Consider the following 18,259-nt stretch of genomic DNA (forward strand, 5'->3'; position numbering starts at 1 on the left):
GTCAGAGGAGACGCGGGTCGGAAGACGATGCCATGCTCGCCGCCCGCCGCTCCTGCCACGCCCAGAAGGTGCCAACGGCCATGGAGATGAGGAGCGCGTAGGCGGACATGTTTGTCACCGTGGCCGCTCCGACCAATGGTGGTCGCAGACTCGCCGCGACCAGGACGTGACTTGTGACAATGAGCCCTTGGAAGCTTGCCGCCCACACGAGCCAGGCGCGACGACTATGTTGAGCGATCACGATGAAAACGATCAACAGTATGATTTCCAACGCCGTGACGCCCCAGCGTGGGACGTTGGCGGCGGCCCCTCCCTTGATCATCGTCGCCGCCAGGAAAACGAGAGCGTAGGCGGCGGCGCTCATGCGTTCCGGCTCGTCGCCCTTCCAGAATGCGAAGGTGACGGTTATCACAGCCGCCACCATGACCGCTTGGGCGTAGATGTCCCCGAACACAGAATCGCCCCCACGCTGCTGGCATGGAGGCGATACTGCCTTAAGTCAGGGACAGCGGAAATGACCGCTGGCTGACATTACGCCGAATTAAACCGCGCGGAGGCGGTGCTCGCCAGTGGTCGGCGGACGGGTTGTCTCTGGGGTCTTGCTGTCGCCGTGAGCGTACACACCGTACCCCATCCGACGGTGATCCTTCGCCAGCTCCTCGTGGCAGGTCACCATGGCCTGACGGGCGGCCCCAAGGGCCGCGATCGCTTCAAGCGCTTTCGCCTGGGCGTCGGCGCCGACGACCGGAGAGACCTTCAGGGCCGCACGGCCGCCGACCATTGACTGAACCAGCGTGGTCGCGCGGACGATCGCCTCATCGAGGGCCTTCTCGCTAGCGTGCAGATCGCCGGCGACGCTGGCGATGACTTGGGCCTTGTCCATGAAACCCTCCGAACTGAACAGGTAAACAGCTCCTTAACACAGCGCCGCTTGCTCAGGTAGGGGTTTGTTAGGGGTGTTTTCGCACGATTTGTTAACCAGAATTCGCGTGACAGCCGAATCGTCGCCGTCGCCCCCCACGGGCGGGCGGTCGCCGGGCTTGTCGAGCTGGCCGACGGCGAGGATCTCCAGCCCCAGCACGCGGGCGAGCGCGGCGAGCGCCAGGTGGGTGCGAACGATGTGGGAGCGGGCGTCGGCGAGGGCGCTGAGGCTGGCGGCGGCCTCGTCGAACGCCTTCTGTCCAGCGGTGGCCGACAGGGCCGCCTCGACGCGCGCGGCGGGGAGGGCGGCCGCCAGTCCAGCGGTGTCGGCCATGGCCTGGTCGATCGCCGCCTCGGCGGCGTGCAGGCGGGCCGAAAGGGCCGCGCCGATCATCAGTCTGTTCATCCTTCTGCTCCGTGGTTATCCACGGAACAAAAGGTAAACACAGGTTGTGCTGGCGCGCAACTAGAAGTCGTGTTCGGCGATCAGGAAATGGGCGGCGAGGGTGGCGATGGGCTGGTCCTCGTTCTCCTGCCAGGCGCGGGCCTCGACATGGGCGACGCGGCGGCCGGCCTTGCTGATGCGGGCCCGCGCCTGCACATCCAGCGGCTTGCCGGAGCGAAGGTAGGCCACCGTCACGTTGATCGGCCGCGGCAGGCGCAGCCTCGGGTAGAGCCGTGCGACCTGGGCGACCGCGGTGAGTTCGAGCAGGGCGGCGGTGGAGCCGCCGTGCAGGGCGGGCAGGAGGGGATTGCCGATCAGCCGGTCGGCGAAGGGCATGGTCACCGTCAGTTCGTCGCCCGTGGCCGTGGACGTCAGGCCGAGGAAGCGCGCGTAGGGGATGGTCTCCAGCAGGTCGCTCACGCCTCGTCTCCCTGACGCGTCCGCAGATTGGCTCCGACCGGACGACCCTGGCTGGAGTCGAGCATGTAGGCGGCCTGGGCGGCGGCGACCGGATCGTCCGGATGGTCCTCGAACGCCCAGGCGCGGACGAAGGCGATGGAGCGGGTCAGGCGGTAGCAGCGCGCCTCGGCGATCAGATCCGCCCGCGGCCGGGCCGCCCGCATGTAGTCGACCCTCAGGTCGAGGGTGGCGATCGGTTCGAACCGGTCCAGCGCCACCCACACGGCGAGGCCGCCGGCGTGGTCGAGCAGGGTCGTGACAAGGCCGCCGGCGAGCACGCCGGTGTCGGGGTCGCCGACCAGCTCCTCCCGCCAGGGCGCGCGGATCCGGACGCGATCTCCCGTCAGGCTGTCGAAGGCGAAGCCCAGGGCATGCGTATGCGCCGCGCCGGAGGCCAGCTGGGGCAGGAGGTCGACGAGGGGCGAGGCGGTCATGCGCCAGCTATCGTCCGGCCGGCCGGTTGAGCGCAAGCGCCCGTCGTGCGTTCCTGATCCGACCGGAGGGGCAGGAGGCTGGATGATCCGCTACGAGGACCTGCTCAGGCCGACGCCGGAAGGCCTGTACTGCCCGCCGGGGGACTTCCACATCGATCCCGTCGCGCCGGTGGCGCGGGCGGTGGTCACCCACGGGCATTCCGACCATGCGCGTTCCGGGCACGGGACGGTGCTGGCCACGCCCCAGACGCTGGCGATCATGGCCGAGCGCTATGGCGAGGATTTCGCCGGGCGGCGGGAGGCGCTGGCCTATGGCGAACGGACGGAGCGGGACGGGGTCGAGGTGAGCCTCGTTCCCGCCGGGCATGTGCTGGGCTCCGCCCAGGCGGTGATCCGCTGGCGCGGGCTGACCATGGTGGCGTCGGGCGACTACAAGCGGCGCCGGGATCCGACCTGCGCGCCGTTCGAGCCGGTTCCCTGCCATGTCTTCGTTTCCGAGGCGACCTTCGGCCTGCCGGTGTTCGTGCACCCCCCGGCCGAAGACGAGGTGGCGCGGCTGGTGCAGTCGCTGCGCCAGTTTCCGGAGCGGGCGCACCTGGTCGGGGCCTACGCGCTGGGCAAGGCGCAGCGGGTGATCCGGCTGCTTCGGGAGGCAGGCTGGGAGCGACCGGTCTACGTCCACGGCGCCCTGGAGCGACTGAACCGGCTGTACAAACGCGAAGGGGTGGAGCTCGGGCCGCTGGCGCCGGCGACCGGGTTGCCGCCCAACAGCCTCGGCGGCGAGGTGGTGATCGCGCCCCCGTCGGCGACGCAGGACCGCTGGTCCCGACGCTTCGCCGACCCGGTGCGCGCCTTCGCCTCGGGCTGGATGCTGGTGCGCGCCCGGGCACGCCAGAGGGGCGTTGAGCTTCCGCTTGTGCTGTCCGACCATGCCGACTGGCCGGAACTGACCGCCACCTTCGCCGAGCTGAGGCCGGAGGAGGTGTGGATCACCCACGGGCGGGAAGAGGGGCTGCTGCGCTGGTGCGAGCTGAACGGGCAGGCGGCGCGGGCGCTGCGGCTGGTCGGCTACGACGAGGAGGACGAGGAGTCCGGCCCGGAGGGGGAGGATCAGGCCACCGAGCGGTCCTGAGCGGCGGCGGCGGTGGTCGCCGCCTGCTCGAGCGCCGCATTCATGGCCATGCGCAGGCGCTCGGGCTTGATCGGCTTCTCGACCACGGCGGCCATGCCGATGGCGAGGTAGCGCTTGGCGTCCTCCGGGTCGGCGTTGGCGGTCAGGGCGACGATCGGAATGGCGCGCTCGGCGCCGGGCAGGGCGCGGATCGCCTGGGTCGCCTGCACGCCGTCCATGCGCGGCATCTTGATGTCCATCAGCACCAGGTCGAAGCGGCGCTCCTTGACGCACTCCACCGCCTCGACGCCGTCCTCGGCGGTCTCTGAGGTGCAGCCGAACATCTCGCACAGCGCCTGGGCGACCACGCGGTTGGTGGCGTTGTCGTCGACGATCAGGACGTGCGGGCTGTCCTGCAGGTCGAGATCGGGCAGTTCCTCGACGTTGGAGGCCTGGGTTTCGGCCGTCTCGCCCCGGGGAGCCTCCAGCGTAAAGCTGAAGGTGGCGCCGCGGCCGTGGTTGTTTCCGGCGCGGATCCGTCCGCCCATCCGGTCCACGATCTGGCGGCAGATCGACAGGCCCAGCCCGGCGCCATCCGGGCCCGAGCCGTGCACGAAGGGTTCGAAGATCATGTCGACCCGGGTCGGATCGATGCCGGGCCCGTCGTCGCGCACCCGCGCCTCGAGACGGACGACGTCGCCGCTGGCGGTGGCCTTCAGCCCCGCCTCGACCATGCCGTTGCGCGCGAATTTCAGCGCATTGCCGATCAGGTTGTCGAAGACCTGGGTGAGCCGCCGGGGATCGATCAGGGCGGTCAGCTCCGTGTCGCCCTCGTAGCTCACCATCAGGCTGACGTTGTCCTGCGCGGCGCGCCCGGCCCAGGTGGCCTGGATGTCGTCCATGAGGGCGCGCAACGGGGTCGCTTCGGGAACCAGTTCGAGCTCCCCGGCTTCGGCCCGGGCGAGATCCAGCGCGTCCTGCAGGATCCGCAGGAGCGCCTCCGACGACTCCATGATCGTCGACACGTGAGCCTGGGCCTGCTTGTTCAGCGGCTGGCGTCGCAACAGGTCGGCGACCGCCAGCACCCCGTTCATCGGCGTGCGGAGCTCGTGGGTCATGACGGCGAGGAACTCGGCCTTGGACCGGGCCGCGGCGAGGGCCTGGGCGCGGCCATCGGCGAGGACCCGCGCCTCGTCCGCCAGCTCTTCGTTTCTGAGCCGCTGGTGGTCGTTGACCGCCTTGAGCAGGGAGACGACCGTGCCGACGCCCTGGTAACGGCCCTGTCGGGTGACGATGAAGCCGCGCATCAACGCGCCGGCGCCGCCGCGGAGCAGGCTGTCGCAGAAGGCGTCGATCTCGACCCCCGCCTCGACGACGGCCGGCTCGGGGTCCATGACATGAAGGGCGGGGCGGTGGGCGTAGGCGGCGTAGCCGAAGGCTCCGGCGATCTTGAGCAGGAAGTCGTGCCGCTCGATCAGGCCGACGGGGCGATCGTTCTCCACGACGGGGATGACGAGGGTGTCGGGCTCACGGGCGAAGCGCGCGAAGACCTCGCTGCCGGGCGTTTCCGGAGCGATCGCCTCGGCGCGGTCGGTGAGGACTTCGATCGTCGGCATACTGGCCGGCACTCCACTGGGTCGGATCGACCTTGGCCGCCAACGGTTTTCGGAAGCGTTAAGGCCAGCTTCGCCGTTTCCTCCCTTTTTGCGCCCGCGGGGAGGGTGGTGTAGAAGGCCGGCCCGTATCCACACGGCTTCATCTTCCTGTCCATGCGCGCGGCCGGCGGCCGACCGCAGGTTTGTCATGAGCGAAATCGGCCAGAACCCTGAAATATCAGCACTCGTCCTGTTCTCCGGCGGGCAGGACAGCGCCACCTGCCTGGCGTGGGCGCTGGACCGGTTCGCGCGCGTGGAGACGGTCGGTTTCGACTACGGTCAGCGCCACGCCGTGGAGATGGAGGCCCGGCTGGAGGTGCGCGCCCGCATGGCCGCGCTGCGGAAGGACTGGGCCGACCGGCTGGGGCCCGATCACGTCGTCGATCTCACCGGCTATGGCCGCATCGCCGAAAGCGCCCTGACCGCCGAACGAGCCATCGAACTGGACGCGCGGGGCCTGCCGACGACCTTCGTGCCGGGGCGCAACCTCGTGTTCCTGACCGTCGCGGCGGCGCTGGCGGACCGTCGGGGGCTGGACGTGCTGGTCGGCGGCATGTGCGAGACGGACTATTCCGGCTATCCCGACTGTCGCCGCGACACCATCGAGGCCATGGCGCGGGCGCTCAGCCTCGGGCTGGACAAGCCGCTGGTCATCGAGACGCCGCTGATGGCGCTGACCAAGTCGGAGACGTGGGCCCTGGCCCAGCGGATCGGCGGACCGCCGCTGGTCGATCTGATCGTGGAGGCGTCGCACACCTGCTACCGCGGCGACCGCGACCAGCGCCACGCGTGGGGTTACGGCTGCGGCGACTGCCCGGCCTGCGAGCTGCGCGCCGTGGGCTACGGCGAGTGGGCGGCGCGGCCATGAGCTACGCGGCCAAGGAGGTGTTCCTGACGGTGCAGGGGGAGGGCGGTCAGGCCGGCCGTCCGGCCGTGTTTCTGCGCTTCGCGGGCTGCAACCTCTGGAACGGCTTGGAACGGGACCGGGCGGCGGCGGTGTGCAGCTTCTGCGACACCGACTTCGTCGGGACCGACGGGGACGGCGGCGGCAAGTTCCAGACCGCCGACGCCCTCGCCGAGCATGTCGCTTCGATGTGGCGCGGCCGCGAGGGCGATCCGAAACTGGTCGTCTGCACCGGCGGCGAGCCCCTGCTGCAGCTGGACGGACCGCTGATCGAGGCCCTGCACGCGCGCGGGTTCGAGATCGCCGTCGAGTCCAACGGGACGATCGTCGCGCCGCCGGGGATCGACTGGATCTGCGTCAGTCCCAAGGCTGACGCGCCGGTGGCGCAGACCTCGGGCCAGGAGCTGAAGCTGGTCTTCCCGCAGCCCCTGGCCATGCCGGACCGGTTCGAATACCTCGCCTTCGAGCGCTTCTGGCTGCAGCCGATGGATGGGCCCGAGCGCGAGGCCAACACGGCGGCGGCCCTCGACTACTGCCTCGCCCATCCCAAATGGCGCCTCAGCGTCCAGACCCACAAGTATATCGGCGTCCGCTAATGCCCGTCTTCGAGATCACCAAGCAGGCCACCTTCGACGCGGCCCACCACTTCCCCAACGAGCCGGAGGGCAGCATCTACCGCCGCGTGCATGGCCATTCGTTCACGGTCGAGGCGACGGTGCGCTCCGAAACGCTCGACGCGGAGCACGGCTGGGTCGCGGATCTGGGCGCGCTCGATCGCGCCCTGCGCACGGCGGCGGAGGAGCTCGACCACGGCATGCTGAACGAGAAGCCCGGGCTGGAGCTGCCGTCGCTGGAGAACCTGTGCCTGTGGTTCGCGAACCGGCTGGGCGGCGAATGGCCAGGACTGTGCCGCATCCAGGTCGCGCGGCCGACGATCAATGAACGCTGCGTGCTGACGCTGTGATCCGGATCCGGCCCTATCGGGAGACGGACGCTGAAGCCCTGGCGGAGGTGTTCGAGCGGGCCGTGCGCGGAATCGGCTCGCGCGACTATTCGCCGGCCCAGATCGAGGCGTGGATCGGACGGGAGCCGCGGGCGGACCGGTTTCGGGCGAAAATGGCCGACGGGCGACGTTGCTGGGTGGCGACCGACGACGGGGGCCGCGTGATGGCCTTCGTCGACCTGGAGGCGGACGGCCACATCGACTTCCTGTTCGCCGATCCTGAGGTGGCCGGGCAGGGCGTCGCCTCCCGGCTGGTCGACATGCTGGAGGCGGCGGCGCGTGGCGACGGCGTGACGCGGCTCTACGTTGAGGCCAGCGAGGCGGCCCGGCGCTTCTTCCTCAGGCGCGGTTATACGGTGCAGGGGCGGCGGGACTTCGAGATCGCCGGCGTGGCGATCCACAACTACGCCATGGAACGGGCTCTCTAGCAGTCGCGGCCCTGACGCTGGCGTTGTTCGCAGCGACGCTGCTTCCGTTCCCACTCACGCTGCTCGCGTTCGCGGCGGGCCCGGGTCTCCTCGTCCGAGGTGGTCACGGCGTCGACGCCGGCTCCGATGACCGCGCCGGTGGCCTTGGCCGTGCCGCCGACGACGGCTCCCGCGGTCCCGACGACGGCGCCGACGAGGCAACCCTGCAGCATGAGGGCGGCGCTCGCCAGGGCGACGAGGATCGTGAGTTTGCGGACAGGCGAGGTCATGGGGCGTTCTCCGAACGCCGCAGGGTTAACCGCGAAAGATGAACGCCGTCTGACCCGCGCCGCGGGGACCGGGGTCAGTCGCTTTCGGAGTCGTCGTCGTTGGCCACCACCGCGATGGCGGTGAAGCCTGCCACGAAGAGCAGACCGAAGGGCAGGCCCGCGAGCTGCGCACCCGCCGGCGCGCCGGTTTCGGTTACATCCTGGCCCAGACGGTCCAGAACCCGGGGAGCCGCGCTGTTGGCGGCGACGGCCTGGCTGGCGACCAGCAACAGACCGGCGGTGGCGGCGACAAGTGTCTTCTTCATGGGATCCTCCGACGCAACGACCCGCTGGAACGCCCAAGCTGGCCAGAGGTTGCACCCGCAGGGCAGGTGGTGGGCGGCGAGGGGTTCGAACCCCCGACCCCCTCGGTGTAAACGAGGTGCTCTGACCAGCTGAGCTAGCCGCCCGATAGTCCTGCCCTGCCGCGAGCCGCGCGGCGATTCGCGGCTTGAGGCCGGTTCTAGAACCGGAAGCTGGCTCGCAGGAACAGCATGTATCGCACGTAGTCGTCGATCATCTCGGCGTCGGCGCTGACCGAAAGCATGCCCAGCTCGTTGCCGACGTTCAGGCGGAAGCCGACGATCGGGCCGCCGCCCTCGATGCTGTCCGGCGAGAGGGTGAAGTCGGGACCGCCCGAGCGGAAGCGGGCGATCGTTTCGCCCGGATCGACCGAGATGTTCTGGCGCCAGCCGACGCGCAGCTCGGGCTTCAGCCAGCTGTCCTCGCCCATGGCCATGCCGATGTTCACTGCGGCCGTGGCCGAGAACATGTGGCCGTCGCGGTCGTCGATCTCCAGATCGAAGCCGTCGCCGCCGCCCTCCTCGACGTGGCCATCCTCGCTCAGTGAGAAGTACTCGGCGTAGATTTCCGGACGCACGCTGAAGCGGCCGAAGGTGCGCTCGTAGGACGCGCCGCCCGCGGCGGCCAGGGTGAAGCCGTTCCAGTCGGAGGTGTTCGACAGGTTCAGCCCCGCGCCGACGAAGCGCCGTTCGGATTCGAAGGTGGCGTAGCCGGCGGCGGCGCGGGCCCACGTCGTCCAGTGCTGGCCTTGCGCGCGCCAGTACAGCCCCAGCTCGAGCAGGTTGGCCGACAGCACCTCCTCGGCCTCGGATTCGGGATCCTCGAGGTCCGACGAGGTGAAGGCCACCGACAGGCCCATGGCGCCGAGGCCCGAGCCGCGCTCGACGCCGCCCGCCACCCCGAAGCCTTCCGAACGGAAGCCGTAGGTGTCGGTCTTGTCCTTGTCGGCGTAGAAGTTGATCTCCTGGACCCAGGCGCTGGTCTCGCCGGGCGAGACCGTGGCGTTGCGCCCCGTCAGGGCGCGCGTGACGGCATCGACCCCGGAGGCGAGGGACAGCAACGGTCCGCCGGAGTGTTCCGGCAGCAGCTGCTCGTACAGATTGATGAAGTCCTCGCGCCCGGTCTGTTCGAGGAAGATGCTGCGCACCGAGGCGTCGCGGCCCAGGGCGCTGTAGAAGGCGTCGTACATCGACGCCTCGACCGGGATGAATCCGGCCTCCTCGGCGGTGCGCTGGCGGACGTCGGCGAACACGATCCCGTCGGCGACGCTGGCGCCGCCCTCCACGATGTAGAGGTAGGGAGAGTTCTCCTGGAAGGACGTCAGGTCCAGCTCCCCGATGTTCAGGGTCCCCGCGTCGATCAGGGTGAAACGGCCCGGGGCATCCAGCAACGAGTTGAAGCGGACGCCGAGACCGGCCCCGCTGGCCAGCGTCGCCGTCCCGGTGACGTTGAAGCCGCCCGCGGCGCTGTTGGCGGGATCGAGGGCGATGAGAAGATCGCCCTCGGAGCCGACGTTCAGGCTGCTAATCGTGGTCGCCGTGGTCTGGCGGGCGTCGAGGGAGCCGTTCTGGATGTCGATGGCGAGCGCGCCGTCGGTGTCGGTGATGGCGCCCTGGATGGCCGCTCCGCCGGTCAGACGAAGCGTGTCGGCGCCGTCGCCGAAGGCGATGTCGCCGCGGATCTGGCCATTGCGGGCGTCGAGCAGGTCGGCGCCGGAACCGAACCGGATGTCGCCGACGATGATTGGCTCGTTCGAGTTGGTGACGCCGTCGCCGTCGGTGTCCGGATCGGAGGCCGTGGGCGTGCCCGGCACGCCGTCCTGCAGAAGGGTCACTCCGGTGGTGTTGGCCGAGACGTCGATCGCCGTCATCAGACCGGTGCGGACGCCGTCCTCGCCCGGGGAGACGTTCACCTGGATCGAGCCGGTGTTGGTGATCGAGCTGAGCGTGCCGCTGAGGTCGCGGATGGCGGTGGCGTGCCCGGTTCCGCCGCCGCCTGACGTGGCCAGAATGCTTCCGTCGTTGACGAGCGCGGCCACGCTGGCGCCGGCGTCGACGAGGATGGCGGTGCCTGCGGTCGCCAGCTTCGTCGCCATGCCGGCGGTGATGGCGCCCGAGTTGAAGAACTCCGGAACCGACGCTCCGGCGCCGATCCGGACAGCGGTCGAATCGGCCTCGCGGGCCAGCGACGACAGCGTGCCTTCGTTGCGGACCCCGCCGGCGATGGTCACCGTCTGTCCGGCGCCGCCGCCGACCATCATGCCGGTCGCGGAATACCCGTCGTACACGCCCTGCGCCGAAATCGAACCGCGGTTGATCACGCCGTAGGCGGAGGTCCCGGTTCCCGCGACGCCGATCGTTATCGACTCGGTCGCAGAGCCGATCTGGACGGCCGGGGCCGAACCGAAACTGGTGATGGAGACGGTGCTCTCATTGGCGTCCAGCACGCCGTCGCCGTCACGGTCGGTGTCGGTTCGGTTCGTCGTTCCGTCGCCGTCGTCGTCCTCGTCGCCGTTCTTGACGCCGTCGCCGTCGTCATCGCCCTCCAGGCCGCCGGACTGGTAGCTCGGCGCCGCATCGAACAGGACGCCGGCCCCGACGTTGCCGGCGATCCGGACCGCGGGTCCGCCCTGCAGGAGGTCGTCAGGGTCAAGCTCGTCGAGGAAGAGGACGCTTTCGTCGTTCTCCGTGGTCTCCACGTAGCCTTCAGGCCGTGTGGGAAGGGCGCCGGTGTAGCGGAAACCGCTGACGTTGACGGTGGACTGGACCATCACCCGGCCGGAGACGTCGCCGTCGACGGCGATGCCGACGACCCCGCCGCCGCGCGCATCCACGGTCCCGGTCAGGTTCACGTCGCCGGTCACGTCGCCGGTCGTCCGGATGCCGTAGCTGTTGTCGCCGCGCACGTTCACGGCTCCGAAGACGTCCAGATCGCCGACGAGCGGGGCCTCGATCGAGATGCCGGCGGAATCGTTGCCGGCGACCAGGATGGCGCCGCCACGCGCGACGGTGATGTCGCCGTCCAGCGGGGCCGCACCCACCACGCGCACGCCATAGCGGTTGGCGCCCGTGGCCCAGGGGCCGTCGACGTCGCCGTCGTTGTCCGTGTCCTGGTCTGTGTCCGAAGTGATGTCGTCGACGACGGTGACGGAGCCCGCGATGGTGATGTCGGAACTGTTGCCGCCATTGACGAGGATGCCGGTGGACCCGTTCGCCGAGCTGGCCATGGTGACGGCGCCGCCCGCCTCGATGTTCACGTTGTGGCTGGAATCGACGGTGATGGCGGAGCCCGAGGTCACCGCGATCGAGCCGCCGTTCGTGATGCGGATGCTGTCCGGCCCGGATCCGGTCGCGTTCGACGTCGTGATCGGCGTCGTTCGCGCGTTCGAGATCACCACCTCGGCCATGGCTCCGGACGCCGCCATCAGGGGAGCGATCGCCACCGCGGTCGCGAGCAGAATACGCATTCGGTAGAAACCCCTGTGGTCGACGCGCGCAGAGACGCCGGCGATCCTCTAACAGGGACCATGCCAGCCTGCCTCAAGTTTCTCGAATTTGAGGCGAATGCAAGGCCGAACGGCCCCTGAGGGCCCGGTCGTCAGCTTCGCTATTGCGCGAGTTGCGATCAAAGTGATATCAGTTTTGTATCGACAACGGAGGGGGCCATGACCCAGACGCCGACCACCCATTCCCTATCCGCCGAGCGGCCTGCGCGGACCGCCAACGGCATTCTCATGCTGCTGCTCGGCCTGGCGCTGCTGGTCGGCGGCCCGATCGGGATCGCCCAGGATCCCGAGAACGGCTTCGTCATCCTCGGCGGCGTCGTGGCCGGCGTCGTCGGCCTGCTCCTGCTGTGCGGGCTCTACTCGCTGCAGCCCAACGAGGGCATGGCGATCCTCCTGTTCGGCGACTATCGCGGCACCGACCGGAAGACGGGCCTGCGCTGGGTGCTGCCGTGGTACAGCCGCAAGAAGATCAGCCTGCGCGTCCGCAACCTGACCAGCGACAAGCTGAAGGTGAACGACAAGCGCGGCAATCCGATCGAGATCGCCGCCAACGTCGTCTGGCGGGTCGAGGATTCGGCCCAGGCCCTGTTCGACGTCGACGACTATCAGGCCTTCGTGAACATCCAGGTCGACACCGGCCTGCGCGATCTGGCCTCGCACTACGCCTATGACCACGGCGAGGAGCACGAGCTGACCCTGCGGGCGGACGCCGAGGAGGTGGCGGCCCGGCTGCGCGAGGAACTGGTCGGCCGGGTGCGGGTGGCCGGGGTGGTCGTCGACGAGGCGCGGCTGGCCCACCTCGCCTATGCGCCCGAGATCGCCAGCGCCATGCTCAAGCGGCAGCAGGCCGAGGCCGTGCTCGCCGCCCGCCGGCTGATCGTCAAAGGCGCCGTGGGCATGGTCGAGAGCGCCCTGGTCGATCTGGGCGAACGCGGCGTGGTCGAGCTGGACGAGGACCGCAAGGCGGCAATGGTCTCGAACCTGCTGGTGGTGCTGTGCGCCGACCGGGAGGCCCAGCCCGTCGTCAACACCGGCACCCTGTACGGCTGATGGCGGCGCGGCCCAGGAAGCCCTTCCTGATGCGCGCGTCCCCCGGCGTGATGGCGGCGGTCGAGAAATTGGCCGCCGCCGAGCTGCGCTCGGTCAACGCCCAGCTGGAGATCCTGCTGCGCGAGGCCCTGCACCGCCGCGGCGTGTCGGCGCATGACGACCCTCCGCAGACGGACGACGCTTGAGCTTTGCCTTGCCCGGGGGTAGGGCGCGGCCATGGTGAAGTCGCACATGTCCCGGGTCCGCAAGGCCCGCCGCATCCACAAGCGGGTCCAGCGCGTTGGCACGGCCAACATCAGCGCGACGGAGCGGGAACTCATGAACCTGGCGGGGCTGGAGGTGCAGGAAGGCGAGCTGCGCCTGTTTCCCGGCTGGGACGAAGAGGTCTCGGAGACGCTGAAGGCCACCAAGGCGGCCGCCGAGGACGCCCGGACGCGCTTCGTCGACACCACCATGCTGTATGCGCCCAAGTCGGGCGGGGTGAAGCGCTATCTGCTCTCCAAGAAGGCCTGGCTGGAGGCCAACCGTCCCGGCGTGGCCCACTCGCTGGTCGTACCGGGGGCGCACCACAAGGCGGATGGGGACGGGATCATCCAGCTCCACGCCGCCAAGCTGCCGTTCGGCGACGGCTATCGCTGGCCGACCTCGGTGCGCCGCTGGGGCGCCTGGGTGGCCTCGCTGAACCCGTCGCTGATCGAGGCCGGCGACCCCTACACTCCGGGGCAGGGGGCGCTCGAAGCGGGCCAGCGGGCCGGCTGTCCGGTGGTCGGCTTCTGCCACTCCGACCCGGCGGGGCTGGCGGCCCTGCACTTCGGCGAATGGGCCAAGAAGCCGGTGGAGAAGCGCTGGGCGCGGCTGTTCGGCCAGTTCGACCGGGTCGTCTCGCCGAGCCGCTACATCGCCCGCCGGCTTGAGGAGGCGGGCATCCGCGACATCGTCATCCAGCCGCTGGGCGTGGAGGTGGACACCTTCCACCCCGATCGCCGGGATCGCGACTGGCTGCTGAAGAAGCTGGGCCTGCCGGCGTCGGCGCGGCTGCTGTGCTTCGCCGGCCGGCCGGCGCGCGAGAAGAACATCGACCTGCTGATCGAGGCGGTGCAGCGGCTGGGCGACCCCTATCACCTCGTGCTGGTCGGGGCGGGGCAGGGGCTTCCGGCCGAGGAGCGGGTGATCTCGCTGCCCTACGAGGCCAATCCGAAGGCGGTGGCGAAGATCATCGCCAGCTGCGACGCCTTTGTGCACGCCAACGACAAGGAGCCGTTCGGCCTCATCGTCCTGGAGGCGATGGCGTGCGGCCGGCCGGTGGTCGGGGTCGACGCCGGCGGGGTCAAGGAGACCGTCGACCAGACCGTCGGCCAGCTCTCGCCGACGACGGATCCGCGCGACTACGCCGCCGCCGTCGAGGCCCTGTTCGCCCGCGACATCGAGGCTGTGGGCGCCGCGGCGCGCCAGAAGGCCGTCGATCGCTTCGCCTGGAACCGGGTGTTCGAGGACCTGTGCATGACCTACGCCGATGTCAGCGGGCATCGCGCCTTCGTCGAGCCCGCGGGAGTCCGGGCCGAACACTGACCGCAGGCCGCTCCGTCCGCGGATGACAGGAAGTTATCTTGCCCGCCGCGCCATCCCGCCCTAGCGGTTCGGAAACGGGGAGATCTTCATGAAACGCCTGCTGCTCGCGACGGTCGCGTCGCTGCTGACCGCCACGTCCGCGATGGCCCAGACCGTCTACATCGTGCGCCACGCCGAGAAAGCGGATGCGCCCGGAAACCCGGACCCGGCCTTGTCCGAGGCCGGTCAGGCCCGCGCGGCGCTGTTGTCGGAGGTTCTTCGCGACGCGCATCCGGTGCTGGTCCTGACCAGTCCGATGCAGCGCACGATCCAGACCGCCGCGCCGACGGCGGCGTATCACTCCGCCCTCTCCGAGCCCGTCTCGCTGGAAGGCGGGGGCGCGGCGCATGTCGCGGCCACGGCCGCCCGCGTCCGCGCCCTGCCGGCCGACGCCACGGTGCTGATCGTCGGACACAGCAACACCGTGCCGCTGATCGCCCGCGCCCTCGGCTACGCCGAGGCGGCAGACATGCCCGAGTGCGAGTACGACCGGATGACGGTACTGCACCTGATGGACGGCCACGTCCACGGCGAGGTCAGCCGCTACGGGGCGGCGTCGACCTGCTGATTACACGTCCAGGTCGGCCACCGCGAAGCGGGCGTTGTCCTGGATGAACTGGTAGCGGGCCTCGGCCTTCTTGCCCATCAGGCGCTCGACGAGGTCCTCGATCTCGGCCTCGTTCTCCGGCAACTCGACCCGGGCGAGGGTGCGCTTCCTCGGGTCCATGGTGGTCTCCTTCAGCTGGGAGGCCATCATCTCGCCGAGACCCTTGAAGCGGCCGATCTCGACCTTCTTGCCCTTGAAGGTGGTGGCCAGCAACTCGTCGCGGTGGGCATCGTCGCGGGCGTACTCCGACAGCGGGCCGGCCTGGATGCGGTAGAGCGGCGGCAGGGCCATGAACAGCCGACCCTGGCGGATCACCTCGGGCATGACGCGGTAGAAGTAGGTGATCAGCAGGGCGGCGATGTGGGCCCCGTCGACGTCGGCGTCAGTCATGATGACGATGCGCTCGTAGCGCAGGTCGTCGATGTTGAAGCGGCTGCCGGGCTGGACTCCCAGCGCCAGGGTCAGGTCCGACAACTCCGCGTTCTGGCGCAGCTTGTCGACCGAGGCCGAGGCGACGTTCAGGATCTTGCCGCGCAGGGGCAGGATGGCCTGGGTGTTGCGGTCGCGGGCCTGCTTGGCCGAGCCGCCGGCCGAATCCCCCTCGACGATGAACAGCTCGGTGCCCTCGGCCGCCTGACGCGTGCAGTCGGCCAGCTTGCCCGGCAGGCGCAGCTTGCGGGTGGCGGCGGCGCGCTGGACCTCCTTGTCCTTGCGCCGGCGCAGCCGGTCCTCGGCGCGCTCGACGATGAAGCCGAGCAGCTGGTTGGCCTGCTTGGGGCTCTCGGTCAGCCAGTGGTCGAACGGGTCGCGGAGCAGCTGCTCGACCAGACGGGCGCCCTCGGGCGAGGACAGGCGGTCCTTGGTCTGGCCCTGGAACTCCGGATTGCGGATGAAGACCGAGACCAGGGCCCCGGCGTTGGCGATGACGTCCTCGGCGGTGATGAGGCCGGCGCGCTTCTCGCCGGTCAACTCGCCATAGGCCTTCAGACCCTTCACCAGCGCCGCCCGGAAGCCCGATTCATGCGTGCCGCCGTCCGGGGTCGATACGGTGTTGCAGTAGGAGCTGACGAAGCCGTCGGCCTCGCCGAACCCGGCCGGCGACCAGGTGACGGCCCACTCGACCGCGCCGGCCTCGCCTTTGCGCTCGACCCGGCCGGCGAAGGTCGGGGTGACGGTTTCGATCTCGCCGATCCGCTCCTGCAGCGCGTCGGCCAGGCCGTTCGGAAAGTGGAAGACGGCTTCCGCCGGGGTGTGGTCGGTGATCCGCTCTGGCGCGCAGGTCCAGCGGATCTCGACGCCGCGGAACAGATAGGCCTTCGAGCGCGCCATACGGAACAGCCGCGCCGGCTTGAAGGCGGCGCCGACGCCGAAGATCTCCTCGTCCGGCTTGAAGCGGATCAGAGTGCCTTTCTTGCGCGAGGGGCCGACCTGCTGGATCGGGCCCTGCACATGGCCGCGGCTGAACGACTGGCGCCACTCGTGGCCATCGCGCCAGACGGTGACGTCCAGCCGCTCGGACAGGGCGTTGACGACAGAGACGCCCACGCCGTGCAGGCCGCCCGAGGTCTCGTAGGCCTTGCCCGAGAACTTGCCGCCCGAGTGCAGCACGGTCATCACCACCTCGAGCGCCGACTTGCCCGGGTGCTTGGGATGCGGGTCGACGGGAATGCCGCGACCGTCGTCGCGCACCGACAGCCAGCCCTCGGCGTCGAGGTCGACGGTGATCAACTTCGCGTGCTTGGCGACCGCCTCGTCCATGGCGTTGTCGAGCACTTCGGCGAACAGGTGGTGCAGGGCCCGCTCGTCGGTGCCGCCGATGTACATGCCCGGGCGCTTGCGGACCGGCTCCAGCCCTTCCAGCACCTCGATCGACGAGGCCGAGTAGCCGGTGGCGGCGGCCAACGGCGCGGCGGCCGCGTGCTCGACCGCGGCCTTGGCGACCGGCTCGGGCTGGGGCTTCGGCGCGATCGCCTGCGGCGTCAGCGCGGCTTCGGCCGGACGCGGCTGCGTCGGCTCGTCATCGAACAGGGAGAGGAGGTCGGCGGACTGGCCCATTCGGATACTGTGCGGCGATTCGGGGACCGGTCTGGTAGGCCCGGCGGGCCCGCGGGGCAAGCGCGGCGGCCGGGGCTGTGGACGACGGCAGCACCGCCCGGGTCAGCACCGCCAGGAACAGCACCCACGGCAGGCCCTGGTGGGCCATCAGGATCGATTCCGACAGGCTGAGGATGAAGAAGGCGGCGAGGAAGCCGAGCGCCCACCAACCCTCGCGCAGACCGGCGCCGGCGCTGCGCAGAACGGTGACCAGAGCGGTCAGCGCCATCAGCGTCCCGACCAGCATGGCCCCCGGCCAGCCCAGCTGGACCAGCAGGTCGATCCAGCCGTTGTGGGCGTTGGGCACCGGCCACTGGGTCTCCTTGCGCACCCAGTCGGCGGGAGCGGACTCGCCCTCGCGGCCCCAGAAGGCGCCGTAGCCGTAGCCGGTCCACGGCCGGTCGGCGACCTTGCGCATCAGGGCCTCCCAGATGTCGGTGCGACCGGTCAGCGAAGGGTCCTTGCCCAGCGCCTCCAGCACCGCCACGGAGTGGGTCTCCCAGACCCAGATCCCCAGCCCCGCCAGCACCACGGCGACCCAGATCGCCAAGACCGAGAAGGCGGCGCCCCCGCGTCGCAGCGTCCAGAAGCCGCCGATCATCCCGACGCCGACGGCGAGGCAGAGCAGGGAGGTCTTCGACTGGGTGGCGAGCACCAGACCGCTGGACAGGATGAGGGCGATCGCCGGCAGGAGCCGCCGCGGATCAGGCGAGGCGAGACAGGCCGCCGAGGCCGTCGCCCCGATGACCATGACCGCCCCCATCTGGTTCTTCTCGTACCACAGGCCGCGCCACAGGCCGGCGTTCTCGTACTGGTGCACCCCGATCTCGGGGAAGCCGAACACCATGACCAGGCTGCCGACCGCCATCACGAGGGCGGTGAGCATCAGCAGGCGCGGCAGGTGCGGGCCGCGGAACGCGGCGCCGAGGTAGAGGGCGAAGCCGCAGCTGATCGCCAGGGCGATGACCCGGCGCATGGTCGTGGCGAAGTCGATCGACCAGTAGCGCGAGGCGAAGGCCAGTCCCACCACCGCCGCCATGGCCAGCATCGCCGGCCAGGCCCGCCACAGCCGGTCGATCCGGTAGAGCAGCAGCCCGGCGATGGCGGCGTAGGCCGGCAGCCAGACCAGCCGCAGGATCGGCGTCTCTTCCTGCGTCGGCGCGAAGACGGGGCCGATCAGGGCGCCGGTCATCATGGCGATGATGACGCCGCAGATCGCCGCCTCCCACCAATGGGGAGCGGGGTCGGTCAGACCAGCCGCTGAACGGGGCGCGCGCACGCCGCAAGGTTTGGCGAATGCGGCTTAAGGAAGCGTTGGCGGCGCGCCCCGGCCATCCCTCCGCGCAGCCGCCCACGGCAACGCTATCTTGTTAAAACCTATATGAAATCTACCCGGATGTGCGGAACAACCGGCCCGGGGACAC

Annotated in this window: 20 protein-coding genes and 1 tRNA gene; 9 read left to right on the top strand and 12 right to left on the bottom strand. The window is 70.0% G+C overall.

All coding sequences use genetic code 11. From position 1 onward, the window contains the following. Window position 1 precedes the first annotated feature (1 nt). The 5 genes from BM333_RS08880 to BM333_RS08900 all read right to left on the bottom strand — a co-directional run bounded on the left by BM333_RS08880 (window position 2) and on the right by BM333_RS08900 (window position 2,259). Window positions 2–454: a hypothetical protein gene (locus BM333_RS08880; RefSeq protein ID WP_092310041.1), complete on the bottom strand. Its 453-nt coding sequence runs from the start codon at window positions 452–454 to the stop codon at window positions 2–4. Window positions 455–541: 87 nt separating this feature from the next. Then, window positions 542–883 (bottom strand): hypothetical protein, encoded by a 342-nt coding sequence (locus tag BM333_RS08885; RefSeq protein WP_177221850.1) that lies wholly within the window; start codon window positions 881–883, stop codon window positions 542–544. A 33-nt stretch (window positions 884–916) separates the two neighbouring features. Then, the gene (locus tag BM333_RS08890) at window positions 917–1,327 is read right to left on the bottom strand and encodes a hypothetical protein (protein WP_092310044.1); all 411 of its coding nucleotides are present in this window, start codon (window positions 1,325–1,327) and stop codon (window positions 917–919) included. A gap of 60 nt (window positions 1,328–1,387) precedes the next feature. Next, window positions 1,388–1,786 (bottom strand): PaaI family thioesterase, encoded by a 399-nt coding sequence (locus BM333_RS08895; protein WP_245777207.1) that lies wholly within the window; start codon window positions 1,784–1,786, stop codon window positions 1,388–1,390. Further along, window positions 1,783–2,259, bottom strand: coding sequence for a PaaI family thioesterase (locus tag BM333_RS08900; protein WP_092310047.1), 477 nt, complete (start codon window positions 2,257–2,259; stop codon window positions 1,783–1,785). Before BM333_RS08900 ends, BM333_RS08895 begins: the two co-directional genes overlap by 4 nt. A gap of 82 nt (window positions 2,260–2,341) precedes the next feature. Here BM333_RS08900 and BM333_RS08905 point away from each other — a divergent pair, with 82 nt between their 5' ends. Then, window positions 2,342–3,391, top strand: a complete 1,050-nt coding sequence (locus tag BM333_RS08905) for a ligase-associated DNA damage response exonuclease (protein ID WP_092310050.1) — start codon at window positions 2,342–2,344, stop codon at window positions 3,389–3,391. Here BM333_RS08905 and BM333_RS08910 read toward each other — a convergent pair. Further along, window positions 3,370–4,986 carry a response regulator gene (locus BM333_RS08910; RefSeq protein WP_092310053.1) on the bottom strand — a complete coding sequence of 539 codons (1,617 nt, stop codon included), beginning with the start codon at window positions 4,984–4,986 and terminating at the stop codon, window positions 3,370–3,372. The two genes, BM333_RS08905 and BM333_RS08910, sit on opposite strands and share 22 nt — an antisense overlap. A gap of 187 nt (window positions 4,987–5,173) precedes the next feature. Between BM333_RS08910 and queC the strand changes: the two genes are divergently transcribed. Genes queC through BM333_RS08930 form a run of 4 tightly spaced genes read left to right on the top strand, consistent with a single transcriptional unit; the run spans window position 5,174 to window position 7,360 of the window. Beyond that, window positions 5,174–5,893 carry a 7-cyano-7-deazaguanine synthase QueC gene (gene queC / locus BM333_RS08915; protein ID WP_092310056.1) on the top strand — a complete coding sequence of 240 codons (720 nt, stop codon included), beginning with the start codon at window positions 5,174–5,176 and terminating at the stop codon, window positions 5,891–5,893. Then, window positions 5,890–6,525 (top strand): 7-carboxy-7-deazaguanine synthase, encoded by a 636-nt coding sequence (gene queE / locus BM333_RS08920; protein WP_092310708.1) that lies wholly within the window; start codon window positions 5,890–5,892, stop codon window positions 6,523–6,525. Before queC ends, queE begins: the two co-directional genes overlap by 4 nt. Then, window positions 6,525–6,893, top strand: a complete 369-nt coding sequence (locus tag BM333_RS08925) for a 6-pyruvoyl trahydropterin synthase family protein (protein WP_092310059.1) — start codon at window positions 6,525–6,527, stop codon at window positions 6,891–6,893. The genes queE and BM333_RS08925 overlap by 1 nt, the downstream gene beginning before the upstream one ends. Then, window positions 6,890–7,360, top strand: coding sequence for a GNAT family N-acetyltransferase (locus BM333_RS08930; protein WP_218151444.1), 471 nt, complete (start codon window positions 6,890–6,892; stop codon window positions 7,358–7,360). The genes BM333_RS08925 and BM333_RS08930 overlap by 4 nt, the downstream gene beginning before the upstream one ends. On the opposite strand, the gene BM333_RS08935 is transcribed toward BM333_RS08930, so the two are convergent. From BM333_RS08935 to BM333_RS08950, 4 genes are all read right to left on the bottom strand, one after another. After that, entirely contained in the window at window positions 7,357–7,629 is a 273-nt protein-coding gene (locus BM333_RS08935) for a hypothetical protein (protein ID WP_092310061.1), read from the bottom strand. The two genes, BM333_RS08930 and BM333_RS08935, sit on opposite strands and share 4 nt — an antisense overlap. Before the next feature lie 74 nt (window positions 7,630–7,703). Continuing rightward, entirely contained in the window at window positions 7,704–7,934 is a 231-nt protein-coding gene (locus tag BM333_RS08940; RefSeq protein ID WP_092310064.1) for a hypothetical protein, read from the bottom strand. Between the two features lie 67 nt (window positions 7,935–8,001). Beyond that, window positions 8,002–8,078: transfer RNA gene (locus BM333_RS08945), tRNA-Val, on the bottom strand. A 53-nt stretch (window positions 8,079–8,131) separates the two neighbouring features. Next, a complete protein-coding gene (locus tag BM333_RS08950) occupies window positions 8,132–11,437 on the bottom strand; it encodes an autotransporter outer membrane beta-barrel domain-containing protein (protein ID WP_092310068.1) in 3,306 nt (1,101 codons plus the stop codon). Between the two features lie 198 nt (window positions 11,438–11,635). Here BM333_RS08950 and BM333_RS08955 point away from each other — a divergent pair, with 198 nt between their 5' ends. The 4 genes from BM333_RS08955 to BM333_RS08970 all read left to right on the top strand — a co-directional run bounded on the left by BM333_RS08955 (window position 11,636) and on the right by BM333_RS08970 (window position 14,702). Beyond that, window positions 11,636–12,526 (top strand): SPFH domain-containing protein, encoded by an 891-nt coding sequence (locus BM333_RS08955; protein ID WP_092310071.1) that lies wholly within the window; start codon window positions 11,636–11,638, stop codon window positions 12,524–12,526. A gap of 29 nt (window positions 12,527–12,555) precedes the next feature. Then, window positions 12,556–12,711 carry a type II toxin-antitoxin system antitoxin gene (locus BM333_RS08960; RefSeq protein ID WP_245777208.1) on the top strand — a complete coding sequence of 52 codons (156 nt, stop codon included), beginning with the start codon at window positions 12,556–12,558 and terminating at the stop codon, window positions 12,709–12,711. Between the two features lie 46 nt (window positions 12,712–12,757). Beyond that, window positions 12,758–14,095 (top strand): glycosyltransferase, encoded by a 1,338-nt coding sequence (locus tag BM333_RS08965; RefSeq protein WP_245777209.1) that lies wholly within the window; start codon window positions 12,758–12,760, stop codon window positions 14,093–14,095. Window positions 14,096–14,183: 88 nt separating this feature from the next. Continuing rightward, window positions 14,184–14,702 (top strand): phosphoglycerate mutase family protein, encoded by a 519-nt coding sequence (locus BM333_RS08970; RefSeq protein ID WP_092310077.1) that lies wholly within the window; start codon window positions 14,184–14,186, stop codon window positions 14,700–14,702. On the opposite strand, the gene parE is transcribed toward BM333_RS08970, so the two are convergent. Together parE and BM333_RS08980 are read right to left on the bottom strand one after the other, a co-directional pair. After that, a complete protein-coding gene (gene parE / locus BM333_RS08975) occupies window positions 14,703–16,796 on the bottom strand; it encodes a DNA topoisomerase IV subunit B (RefSeq protein ID WP_092310080.1) in 2,094 nt (697 codons plus the stop codon). After that, window positions 16,759–18,114 carry an O-antigen ligase family protein gene (locus BM333_RS08980; RefSeq protein ID WP_245777210.1) on the bottom strand — a complete coding sequence of 452 codons (1,356 nt, stop codon included), beginning with the start codon at window positions 18,112–18,114 and terminating at the stop codon, window positions 16,759–16,761. Before BM333_RS08980 ends, parE begins: the two co-directional genes overlap by 38 nt. Window positions 18,115–18,259 lie beyond the last annotated feature (145 nt).

The sequence above is a fragment of the Brevundimonas viscosa genome (genome assembly GCF_900116065.1).
Lineage (GTDB): Bacteria > Pseudomonadota > Alphaproteobacteria > Caulobacterales > Caulobacteraceae > Brevundimonas > Brevundimonas viscosa.

What these genes read in the sequence shown, in the direction of transcription:
- BM333_RS08885 (WP_177221850.1), bottom strand. Translation starts at nt 883, where the DNA reads ATGGACAAGGCCCAAGTCATCGCCAGCGTCGCCGGCGATCTGCACGCT.
- BM333_RS08890 (WP_092310044.1), bottom strand. Translation starts at nt 1,327, where the DNA reads ATGAACAGACTGATGATCGGCGCGGCCCTTTCGGCCCGCCTGCACGCC.
- BM333_RS08900 (WP_092310047.1), bottom strand. Translation starts at nt 2,259, where the DNA reads ATGACCGCCTCGCCCCTCGTCGACCTCCTGCCCCAGCTGGCCTCCGGC.
- BM333_RS08905 (WP_092310050.1), top strand. Translation starts at nt 2,342, where the DNA reads ATGATCCGCTACGAGGACCTGCTCAGGCCGACGCCGGAAGGCCTGTAC.
- BM333_RS08910 (WP_092310053.1), bottom strand. Translation starts at nt 4,986, where the DNA reads ATGCCGACGATCGAAGTCCTCACCGACCGCGCCGAGGCGATCGCTCCG.
- queC (WP_092310056.1), top strand. Translation starts at nt 5,174, where the DNA reads ATGAGCGAAATCGGCCAGAACCCTGAAATATCAGCACTCGTCCTGTTC.
- queE (WP_092310708.1), top strand. Translation starts at nt 5,890, where the DNA reads ATGAGCTACGCGGCCAAGGAGGTGTTCCTGACGGTGCAGGGGGAGGGC.
- BM333_RS08925 (WP_092310059.1), top strand. Translation starts at nt 6,525, where the DNA reads ATGCCCGTCTTCGAGATCACCAAGCAGGCCACCTTCGACGCGGCCCAC.
- BM333_RS08935 (WP_092310061.1), bottom strand. Translation starts at nt 7,629, where the DNA reads ATGACCTCGCCTGTCCGCAAACTCACGATCCTCGTCGCCCTGGCGAGC.
- BM333_RS08940 (WP_092310064.1), bottom strand. Translation starts at nt 7,934, where the DNA reads ATGAAGAAGACACTTGTCGCCGCCACCGCCGGTCTGTTGCTGGTCGCC.
- BM333_RS08950 (WP_092310068.1), bottom strand. Translation starts at nt 11,437, where the DNA reads ATGCGTATTCTGCTCGCGACCGCGGTGGCGATCGCTCCCCTGATGGCG.
- BM333_RS08955 (WP_092310071.1), top strand. Translation starts at nt 11,636, where the DNA reads ATGACCCAGACGCCGACCACCCATTCCCTATCCGCCGAGCGGCCTGCG.
- BM333_RS08960 (WP_245777208.1), top strand. Translation starts at nt 12,556, where the DNA reads ATGCGCGCGTCCCCCGGCGTGATGGCGGCGGTCGAGAAATTGGCCGCC.
- BM333_RS08965 (WP_245777209.1), top strand. Translation starts at nt 12,758, where the DNA reads ATGTCCCGGGTCCGCAAGGCCCGCCGCATCCACAAGCGGGTCCAGCGC.
- BM333_RS08970 (WP_092310077.1), top strand. Translation starts at nt 14,184, where the DNA reads ATGAAACGCCTGCTGCTCGCGACGGTCGCGTCGCTGCTGACCGCCACG.
- parE (WP_092310080.1), bottom strand. Translation starts at nt 16,796, where the DNA reads ATGGGCCAGTCCGCCGACCTCCTCTCCCTGTTCGATGACGAGCCGACG.